The sequence below is a fragment of the Deltaproteobacteria bacterium genome (assembly GCA_009930495.1).
GTDB lineage: Bacteria > Desulfobacterota > Desulfovibrionia > Desulfovibrionales > Desulfomicrobiaceae > Desulfomicrobium.
In genome coordinates, this window is record RZYB01000104.1 from 1 (window position 1) to 9,874 (window position 9,874).

11 protein-coding genes are annotated in these 9,874 nt (G+C 55.0%); 9 read left to right on the forward strand and 2 right to left on the reverse strand.

Annotated elements, in window-relative coordinates; translation table 11 throughout:
• Positions 1-122 precede the first annotated feature (122 nt).
• From miaB to pal, 8 genes are read left to right on the forward strand one after another with little or no spacing between them, the layout of a single operon-like run.
• Complete coding sequence (gene miaB / locus EOL86_09320) at positions 123-1,457, forward strand: tRNA (N6-isopentenyl adenosine(37)-C2)-methylthiotransferase MiaB (GenBank protein NCD25775.1); 1,335 nt, start codon at positions 123-125, stop codon at positions 1,455-1,457.
• Positions 1,451-1,945, forward strand: coding sequence for a bifunctional nuclease family protein (locus EOL86_09325; GenBank protein ID NCD25776.1), 495 nt, complete (start codon positions 1,451-1,453; stop codon positions 1,943-1,945). Before miaB ends, EOL86_09325 begins: the two co-directional genes overlap by 7 nt.
• Positions 1,946-1,947: 2 nt before the next feature.
• Positions 1,948-2,601 carry a histidinol phosphate phosphatase domain-containing protein gene (locus EOL86_09330; protein NCD25777.1) on the forward strand — a complete coding sequence of 218 codons (654 nt, stop codon included), beginning with the start codon at positions 1,948-1,950 and terminating at the stop codon, positions 2,599-2,601.
• Positions 2,602-2,656: 55 nt separating this feature from the next.
• On the forward strand, positions 2,657-3,445 hold the full coding sequence (locus EOL86_09335) for a protein TolQ (protein ID NCD25778.1): 789 nt from the start codon (positions 2,657-2,659) through the stop codon (positions 3,443-3,445).
• A gap of 3 nt (positions 3,446-3,448) precedes the next feature.
• Positions 3,449-3,859 carry a biopolymer transporter ExbD gene (locus EOL86_09340; GenBank protein NCD25779.1) on the forward strand — a complete coding sequence of 137 codons (411 nt, stop codon included), beginning with the start codon at positions 3,449-3,451 and terminating at the stop codon, positions 3,857-3,859.
• A 14-nt stretch (positions 3,860-3,873) separates the two neighbouring features.
• A complete protein-coding gene (gene tolA / locus EOL86_09345) occupies positions 3,874-5,022 on the forward strand; it encodes a cell envelope integrity protein TolA (GenBank protein NCD25780.1) in 1,149 nt (382 codons plus the stop codon).
• A gap of 39 nt (positions 5,023-5,061) precedes the next feature.
• The gene (locus EOL86_09350) at positions 5,062-6,354 is read left to right on the forward strand and encodes a hypothetical protein (GenBank protein ID NCD25781.1); all 1,293 of its coding nucleotides are present in this window, start codon (positions 5,062-5,064) and stop codon (positions 6,352-6,354) included.
• 40 nt (positions 6,355-6,394) lie between these two features.
• Positions 6,395-6,928, forward strand: coding sequence for a peptidoglycan-associated lipoprotein Pal (gene pal, locus EOL86_09355; protein NCD25782.1), 534 nt, complete (start codon positions 6,395-6,397; stop codon positions 6,926-6,928).
• 185 nt (positions 6,929-7,113) lie between these two features.
• Here pal and EOL86_09360 read toward each other — a convergent pair whose 3' ends face one another.
• Together EOL86_09360 and EOL86_09365 are read right to left on the reverse strand one after the other, a co-directional pair.
• On the reverse strand, positions 7,114-7,947 hold the full coding sequence (locus EOL86_09360; protein NCD25783.1) for a hypothetical protein: 834 nt from the start codon (positions 7,945-7,947) through the stop codon (positions 7,114-7,116).
• 86 nt (positions 7,948-8,033) lie between these two features.
• Complete coding sequence (locus EOL86_09365; protein ID NCD25784.1) at positions 8,034-9,254, reverse strand: L-serine ammonia-lyase; 1,221 nt, start codon at positions 9,252-9,254, stop codon at positions 8,034-8,036.
• 113 nt (positions 9,255-9,367) lie between these two features.
• On the opposite strand from EOL86_09365, the gene EOL86_09370 reads away from it, so the two are divergent.
• A complete protein-coding gene (locus EOL86_09370; GenBank protein NCD25785.1) occupies positions 9,368-9,622 on the forward strand; it encodes a DUF493 domain-containing protein in 255 nt (84 codons plus the stop codon).
• Positions 9,623-9,874: the final 252 nt, after the last annotated feature.

Below are 9,874 nucleotides of genomic sequence, written 5' to 3' on the forward strand. Positions count from 1 at the left end.
TTTTTTGCGCTGGATTGACACGGCCACGGGCGCGGCCTGACGCGGCTTCATCAAAACTGTTGACGGCTTAAAAAAATCGGTCAAAGCAGAGCGCAACATTAATATGAAGGAAGTAGTGTTTCGTGCGTTTTCATATCTTGACTTTTGGTTGCCAAATGAACGTGGCCGACTCCGATTGGCTGCGACAAGTGCTTGAGGCCCGGGGGTGGATTTCGGTCCGGGAAGAAGAAGCCCAGGTTTTTCTGGTCACCACCTGTAGCGTCCGGGAAAAGCCGGAACAGAAGGTCTATTCCCTGCTTGGCCGCCTGAAGGACTACGTGGATCGTGACCCCTCTGTCTTTGTTGGCGTCGGCGGCTGCGTGGCCCAGCAGATTGGCGAGGATTTTTGGCGTCGTTTTCCGTTTGTGCGTTTGGTTTTTGGAACCGACGGCATCGCCATGGTTCCCGAGGCCCTGGACCGTCTGGTGGAGGATCCAGAGCAACGGATCAGTTTGCTTGATTTTTTGGGCCATTACCCGGAGCGCGAAGTGGTTGAGACGGGCACGGTGAGCGCCCAGGCCTTCGTGAATATCATGCAGGGTTGCGATAATTTTTGCGCGTATTGCATCGTGCCATACACGCGAGGGCGTCAGAAATCCCGCGCATCCGACGCCGTGGTGGCCGAGTGCGAGTCCCTGGTTCGTCGTGGCGCGCGCGAGTTGACCCTGTTGGGACAGAATGTGAACAGTTATGGCCAGGATACCCACGGTGACGGGACATCCTTTGCCGGCCTGCTGGAGCGGGTCGCGGGCATCCCCGGCCTGGATCGGCTCAAGTTCACGACTTCCCATCCCAAGGACATCGCGCCCGAGGTGGTGGCGGCCTTCGAGCATTTGCCCAATTTATGCCCGCAGCTTCACCTGCCCTTTCAGTCCGGGTCCGATGCCGTGCTCCGGACCATGGGTCGCAAGTACACGCGCCAACGCTACTTGGATATTATCCACGCCCTTCGGACCGCGTGTCCGCGCATCGCCCTGACCACGGATATCATTGTCGGGTTTCCGGGCGAAACAGAGCAGGATTTCGAGGACACCCTTTCGCTCATGCGCGAGGTGCGTTTTGTGTCCAGTTTTTCCTTCAAGTATTCTGATCGGCCAGGCGTGCGGGCGGAAAGAATGCCCTCCAAAATTTCGGAAGAGGATAAATCGCGCCGGTTGCGGGTTTTGCAGGATTTGCAAAACCGCATCACCGAGGAAGAGTTGGCCGCCGTGGTCGGCACCGAAGTCACTGTATTGGTGGAGGGCCGGAGCAAGATGCAGGACGGTGGCGCTGTCTCGTGGCGAGGTCGGGACGAAGGCGGGCGTATCGTCAATTTTTCATGGTCCGGGCCTGCGTTGACGGGCAAGATGGTCCACGTGACCATCATGGCATCCAAGAAACATTCGCTTTTGGGCGAAATTCGAGGTGAACCGTGGTAGATATGGTTGTGTTTGGGTTGGCATTGGACGAGGATTCCCAGATGCCGATTCTGATTCTGAAAGACAAGGAAGAGGATGTTATTTTTCCAATCTGGATTGGAGCCATGGAGGCCATGTCCATTTCCATGGCGTTAAATAAGGTTGCCGTGCCCCGGCCCATGACTCATGACTTGATTTTGTCCATCTTGGACAAACTCGGGGCTTCGCTGGAATGCGTCGAGATCGTCTCGATCCACGAGGGTACGTATTATGCCGAACTGGTGGCCCGAACCGAGTCTGGCCAGAAGCGGATCGACTGCCGACCTTCGGATTCCATTGCCCTGGCCCTGCGGGCCGAGGTGCCCATCCGGGTTTCCCGAGAGGTAATCGCCTTGAACCAGACTCTGCAAAAAGGTGTTTTTCAAGAGGTGGTCAAGGGTGGAGACAGCGAAAAATGGACCGAGATCCTTTCCAAGTACAGTCTGGATGACATCAAGTACAAGATGTAGCCGTGATTGATCTGCATGCCCATACCGTATTCAGCGACGGGGAACTGATCCCGGCCGAATTGGCCCGGCGGGCCAAGGCGGTTGGGTATCGAGCCATCGCCTTCACGGATCACGCCGATATTTCCAACCTTGATTTCGTGTTGCCCCGTCTGGTGGCCGCTGCGCGTGAATACTCGGTGTATATGGACATGCATATCTTGGCCGGGGTGGAATTGACCCACGTTCCGCCAGCGCTCATTGCCCAGGAAGTGTCCCGGGCCCGAGCCCTTGGCGCGGATCTGGTCGTGGTTCATGGCGAGACCCTGGTCGAGCCCGTGGACCGTGGTACCAATTTGGCGGCCATCGAGGCCGGGGCGGACATTCTCGCCCATCCCGGATTGATCACCGTCGAGGAAACGAGCCTGGCCGCTTCCCGGGGAGTTTTACTGGAGGTGACCTCCCGAGCGGGTCACGGGTATACCAATGGACATGTCGTGAATTTGGCTCGGGAACATGGCGCGCGTGTCGTGGTCAACAATGACGCCCACGCTCCTCGGGATCTGGTTGATCCGGAATTACGGCGAAAGATCGCCTTGGGAGCCGGAATGACAGAAAAAGAATATCAATTCGCGAATGAGGCTGCCTGGGCTCTTGTGTCTCGTGGGCTTTCGCTATAAGTGAATCCGATTTTTTTATTTATGACCCAAATTTTATCGTAACGGGGTGAATTATATGGAAGCAGTGCCGCAGATGGGAGTTGTTCAATCGGTGAACGTCACGCAGGGCATGGATCCGGGGGCACTGGCAGCCGCAACACAGTTGGCCGGGACTCCCCAGCTTGGTTTTTGGGACATGGTCGCCAACGCCACCCCCGTGGTGCAGGGCGTCATGGGCATGTTGGCCATTATGTCCCTGATCAGCTGGTCCATTATTTTTTTCAAGATTTTTCAAATTCATATTGCCAGACGTCGGGCGACGCATGAGCGGGCTTTGTTTCAGAATGCGACCAACTTGGCCGACGGCGTGCAATCCTTGCGCGAGCAGGGAAGTTCCGCTCTGTACCCCATCGCCAAGCGCGGGCTGGTGGAATTTCGGCGGCTGGAACAGTCCGTTATCCATCCCAATCTCAAGTTTCGCGTGGCCGGCGACAACTTGCGCCGCGTGCTGGAGCAGGGCGTGAGCGAGTCCTTGAGCGACATGTCCAAGTCCTTGCCGTTTTTGGCCACCTGCGCCAGCTCGGCTCCATTCATCGGTCTGTTCGGAACTGTCTGGGGTATCATGAATTCCTTCCATTCCATTGGTCAGATGAAAACCGCGGCCTTGGCGGCTGTCGCGCCTGGAATTTCCGAGGCTCTCGTGGCCACGGCCATTGGCCTGGGCGTGGCTATCCCCGCAGCCATTGCCTACAACTCCTTCATGGGCATGCTTAACGGAGTGCAGACCGAAATGGAGTGCTTTGCCAGCGAGTTTTTGAACCGTGCCCAGCTTGAACTGCCCTGGATGAGCAAGCGGAGCGAATAAACCATGCACATGAATTCGGGGAAAGGATTTTTAGCCGAGATCAATGTCACGCCCTTCGTGGATGTGATGCTCGTGCTGCTTATCATCTTCATGGTCACGGCACCAATGTTGACCCAGGGCGTGGAGGTCGATCTTCCGGAAACCAAGTCCGTCGAGACCTTGCCCGAGGACAGCGAGACTGTCGTGCTGCACGTGCTCAAGGATGGCACGATCAAGCTCGACAAGTACGAGGTCACCATCGACGATTTGGGAAATAATTTGAAAAGAATGGATTTTCAGAAGGATAAACTGCTCTATTTGCAGGCCGACAAGGACGTTGCCTATGGCGTGGTGGTCAAGGTCATGGCTGAAGTCCGGGCTGCTGGCGTGCAGAAGCTTGGAGTGGTGGCCGAACCAGAGGATGAGAAACCCTAGAATAAGGCGTTGTCGTGTTGTATTCGCTGCGTCATCTGAGCTGGGTTTTCTCCCTTGCCCTGCACATTCTTGTGCTTGTCGGGGGGGCTTATCTCTCCACTGGAACCCAGATGAAAATCAATTTGGACAAACGAGTGTACCAGGTCGACTTGGTCGGGCCGGCCAACAAGGGAAAGGCCGGAATTAAAGGCACGCCGAAAATGGCTTCCGCCAAGGATATGGCTCCTCGAAAAGCTGTTTCCAAAACCGCGCCCGAAGCCAGCACCGCGGAGAAAAAGCCGATTAAAAAAGCGGCTCCAGCAGCCGAGACAAAGGCTGCCCCCGCGGAAGACATGAAAAAAGCAATCCCTCGGGAAACGGTCAACGCGACCGTTGAAGAGCCACATAAGGAAGAATCGAAGAAGGAAGAACCAAAAAAAGAAGAACCAAAGAAAGCGGAACCCAAGAAAGAGCCCTCCAAGAAGGACGAACCGAAGAAGGAGTCCAAGAAGGACGAGCCCAAGAAGGAAGAACCCAAGAAAGAGGCGCCCAGGAAAGAAGAGCCCACAAAGGATGACATCGCCAAAAAAGACGATGTCAAGCAGGAGGGCGCCAAGGCCGATTCCAAGAAAGAGCCTTCCAAGAATGGGGCGAAAGGCAAGGCCTCGGGCAAATCCGACGCGAAGCAGAGCAAGGATGATATTCTGGCCGAAGCCTTGGGTGATGCCAGCAAGCAGGTCAAGGGCGGCAAGGGGGGCGATTCCGATGGCTCCGCCAGGGGAGCCGCTGGTGGAAGTTCCAAGGATGCCTTGGCCGATGCTCTTGCCGATTTGCGCGAGGGTTCCGGGCGCGGTTCCAGCGGTGACGGCACCAGCGGTGATGGAGAGGGCGAGGGGCAATCAATGGGAACCCTCGAAGAATGGTATGCATCGCAGGTTGTCAAGGCTATTCGGCAAAATTGGCGCTTTCCCCGCCTGTCCAGCGTGGTCCTCGCTTCCACGGTGGAGCTGCGCGTGGGGCCCGATGGAGAAATCATGGCCGCGCATCTGAAAAATGGATCCGGCCGGGCCGATTTCGATGCCTCGGTTATGCGGGCCATCGAAGATACCAGACGCCTACCCCGATTGCCCGAGGGGTTGAAGTCGTCGGATATCCAAATAACTTTTTACAATACGGAAAATTAGTAGGGGTGCGGCTTGAAAAAGATTTTTTTTCTCTGCCTGATGATCACGGCCGTGCAATCTGGTCCGGCTTGGGCCGCCAACATGATGAGTATCGATATCTTTGGCCCGGGTCAGTCCAGGGTGAATTTGTTTGTTTCCGATCCGTTGGCCAAGGATGGCGCCGGACCGGTGGGAGCTATCCCGGCAAACGCACCGGTGGCCTTGAACCAGCGCATTCATGCGAATTGCGCGTTTCTTCCTTTTTTTAACATGCTCACGGGACGGGACATTATCGGTGGCCCGTCCGCTGGTGGCTATGTTGCCCAGAATATCGATTTTCATAAGTTTCAGCTGTCCCGGACGGATATTCTGGTCACGGCCGCTTGGTCTCCACGGCCTGGAGGTATCGGGGAAGTAGAACTGCGCGCTTATGAAGTTTATACTGGACGTCTCGTGGTTGGAAAAGGATATAGTGTTGCTAATCAACAACAAGTTCCGGAAGTAGCGGCAAGGTTTTGCGCGGATTTGATGGAAGCTTTGACAGGACAGGGAGATTTTTTTCGTTCTAACATTGCTTTTGTCAAGAAAGAGGGGAAGCGCAAGCAAATTTATATGTGCACGGCTCAAGGAATAAATGCGCAGAAAATTACAAACCTTGACGGGATTTGCATGAGCCCCGCGTGGTCCCACGATGGTCAAAGACTGGCATTTATTTTTCTTGACAATAGGGTTCACAGCTTATGTGTCTGGAATAGGCAAACCAGGGCCTTGCAAAAGAAACGTCTCCCGGCTAATACGCTTATCGCGCCCGCGTTTACTCGTTCGGGGAGCATCGCGATGAGCCTCGACATGGGCGGCAATCCGGATATCTATGAACTACGTCCCGATTTGTCGGTGGGCCGCCCGCTTGAGCGGAATTGGGGCATCGACATTGGGCCGGATTTTGACCGCAGTGGCCAAAAGATGGTTTTTGTTTCAAGCCGCCTTGGAAATCCTCATGTCTTTTTAAAAGATCTTGGGGGCGGCACTGTCCGTCGGATATCCATGTCCGGAAAGTACAACACGGGTCCAAGCATCAGCCCCGACGGCACCCAGGTGGTGTATGCGCAGATGGTTGGCGGACAGCATAAATTATTTTTGGTTGATTTGGCTTCAGGGCAAGAACGCCAGTTGACATTTGGAGCGGGGAGTGATGAAGACCCTACATGGTCTCCCGATGGGTATTTTATCGCTTTCGCGTCAACGCGATCTGGTGGATCAAGGGTTTATTTGACCACCAAACACGGGGACGAACCAATTTTGATTCCAACCGGGTCGGGGGATGCAACATCTCCAGCCTGGGGGAAATTATAGTGGCAGAGGACGTGTTACTTTATTGCTAACGGAGGAAGTTATGAGGAAGTTTGGTGTATTTGGTTTGATGGTATTGGTGTTTTGTTTGGCCATTGCTGGTGGTTGCTCCAAGAAGGTGAGTTCCACCCCGACTGGCGCCACTGCTGCCAGTTCCACTGACAGCTCTTCGACCGGTTTGACCGCCGAGCAGCTGGAAGCACAGCGCCTTGCTGAACTGCAGCGTCAGGCGATCGAGAAAATTGGTGCTGACAAAATTTATTTTGCTTTTGATTCCAACGAGTTGACCCAGGAGTCTCGGCAGATTCTGACGGAAAAGGCTGACTTGTTGAAGGCTAACCCCGCCTTGACCCTGCTCGTCGAAGGACACTGCGACGAACGCGGAACCAATGAATACAACATGGCTCTTGGCGAGCGTCGTGCGCGTGCCGCCTATGAGTTCCTCGTCCTGATGGGCGTTGATTCCTCTCGTTTGCAGATCATTTCCTACGGCGAGGAATATCCCGCTGTTCAGGGTGCCAATGAAGCTGCTTGGTCCAAGAATCGTCGTGACGAATTCAAGGCGAGTGCTAACTAAGCGCACTCCGCGTTGAGAGAGATTTGTTCCTCGTTGTAAAAAAGCCCCGCATCGCGGGGCTTTTTTTGTGGTCATGACGACTGGGGTGGCGTGATAGCTTGGGTTATTTGATTGATAGGAGTCGCGTCCCCTACGACTTCGTGAATCCAAACCCTCTGGCCTGGATTAGTGGCGTTGATCGCGGGTTAGGCCCTCAACGTGGTCGCGCCGCGGTCGTGGGGTTTGAGCGCGGATAACAGGATGTCTTCAGGGTCGCCAATGTTTTTGGCCCGCAATACTTTGATCAGTTTTTCGTACAGCGTGTCCAGAGAGACGTATTGCGCAACTGATTTGTACTCGGGCATGGTTAGAACCGAAGAATAGACCGGCTGGTTGTCCAGGTCGTGACCGTTTAGAATGACCAAGGAAAAGCGGCGGTCTTCGATCTCGAAGTCCAGTTTGAATTCCTTGATATCTGTATTGGTGATGGTGTTGAGATTGGAAATGGATTTGGCTCTGGCAAAAATACCCGAGATAATGCGCAGGCTGTCTTTTTTGGCTTGGGCGAGAGCTTCTTTCTCGGAAAGCTCGATGAGAAGAATGGATTTATTGAGTTCGTAATAAATATCTTCAAAAATATTGGAATTTTTGAGTTCGCCGTAGAGCGCTTCAAAATCGGCGTGGTTGATTTTGTGGAAGTGGGCCATGTCGGGGCGTTCGTTTTTCACGGACTCAAAATCATCGCAGACATAAGGAACGATGGAGGTTGTTTCGTAAAGATAAAATTCCAGTCCGATGGCTCCCTCTTCCTCCAGGATGGCGGATACGGAGAGATCCGCCAAGAGGAGCTGGCCATTTTCAATTTCCAGACCGTGACCTTCGTAAGCGTGGAGCAGTTTGGCGTCCGAAGCATCAATGATGTAGTTGTAAATTGGATACGCCAAGCCGTCCTGTTCGTGAATCGCAAGGTCGGCCCAGGTCGGGAATTTGGTCGCCACCATATGGTGAAAAACTTTTTTAACAAATTTTTTCAGGCACATGGTGAAGAGCTTTAGCTCCTTGCCCCGATTGTATGGTTCTGGATGCTCCGTGTTGGTCGTTCCATCCTCGAAATCGTCGTCTGTAATCATAAAGATCCTCGTTTGTCCGTTCGTTCTCCGTAAGCTTTGGCCAGCCCCCCGTACGATGTTTCCCGGTACAGGTTGGGGAGGTCGTGTCCGGTCTCTTTCATGACTCGGACCACTTCGTCAAAGGGAATGCAGTGGCTGCCATCGGATAATAACGCCATAAGGGCCACGCTTCTGGCTCGGGCCGCGGCAACCGCGTTGCGCTCGATGCACGGGATTTGCACCAGTCCTCCGACCGGATCGCAGGTTAGCCCCAGATGGTGTTCCAAGCCCATCTCAGCGGCGTATTCAATCTGGCGGATACTGCCGCCCATGAGTTGCGTGGCCGCTGCCGCGGCCATGGCACAGGCCGAACCAACCTCGCCCTGGCAGCCGACTTCGGCTCCTGAAATGGAGGCATTGGTTTTGATGATGCTTCCGATGAGTCCTGCCGTGGCCAGGGCCTGCAAAAGCGCGCGTGGACGTGCGTTGGTGGTTTCGGCGATGTACCGGAGAACTGCCGGGACGACTCCGCAGGAGCCGCACGTCGGCGCTGTCACGACAATGCCCCCGGCGGCATTTTCCTCGGATACGGCCAGGGCATACGCCGCCAAAAGTCCAATCTGGCGTAGTTCCGTTCCCCCCATCAGCGCTTTTTGGTGGTACGAACAGGCTTTGCGGGCCAGCCCCAATCCACCGGGGAGAACGCCTTCGGTGTTCAAGCCGCGATCGACGCTTTCCAGCATGGTCCGCCAGACGTCTTCGAGGCATACCCAGATGTCGTCGCCTTCGTGCCGGGTCACGTATTCCCAATAGGTGATTCCCTCGTTGGTGCAGAAGCGCATGATTTCGCTTAGCGTGCTCAAGGGATACAGCGAGACATGCTGGCGAGGAGCATTGCTTTCCTGGAGTGCGCCGCCACCAATGCTGTACACAGTCCAGGCGTCGGTTTCCAGATCGTTGGCATCCAGGGCGACGAGGCGCATGCCATTTGGGTGCTCGGGCAAGCGCTGGTCAGCGGCCCAGACAATTCGTACGGGCAGGGGGGCCATGGCGGCAATGATGGCTTTGTCCGTGCGATGACCGCGACCAGTGGCCGCGAGGCTGTCAAACAGCGTGACCTGGAAACTGGCCGCGCGCGGGTTACGGTCGCGAAATATTTCCGCGGCCCGTCTGGGGGCCATGGTATGACTGCTGGAGGGGCCGATGCCGATACGGTATAATTCGCGGATTGATTCCACCCAGGGCTCCTTTGTCTCCTTGACCACGCGGGCATCCGTGGCCATGTAAGACGCCACGGATCCTGGTTTATCGGACTAACTGTCCATCATCTTCGCGTCAACAAGGAGCGCACATGAAACGTCCGGAACTCGAATTCCCCTTGCAGTGGGAATATAAAATTATCGCCGCCCATTCCTCGGAGACCTACGACGCCATTTGTGGGGTTGTCGCCGAGCATGGATTCAGCCATACGCCCCGGGCCAGCAATGTCTCCCGGAATGGGAAATACATAACCTATAGCCTGTGCCTCCACATGACCAGCCGGGAGCAGCTTGATGGCTTGACCCGGGCTTTTGCCCAGTGCGAAGGCGTCAAATATCTTCTTTGATCCATGATTGCCGCGTTTCTACGTGCTCGGATAGTGCCTGGGCAGTGCCGTTTTTTTTGGGGTCTTCAGGGGCGAGGAGTTGGAGATGTTTGATGGAGCGGCCTTGGATCAAGACTGGTGGTGGGCGCGATTTTGGGCTGCGCGACAAAAATTTGTTTTCGCGTTTTTTTCTTGACGGTTTTGGTTGAAACCCATAAAAGCACTCTTCGTTGCACGGGCCACTAGCTCAATTGGTAGAGCATCTGACTCTTA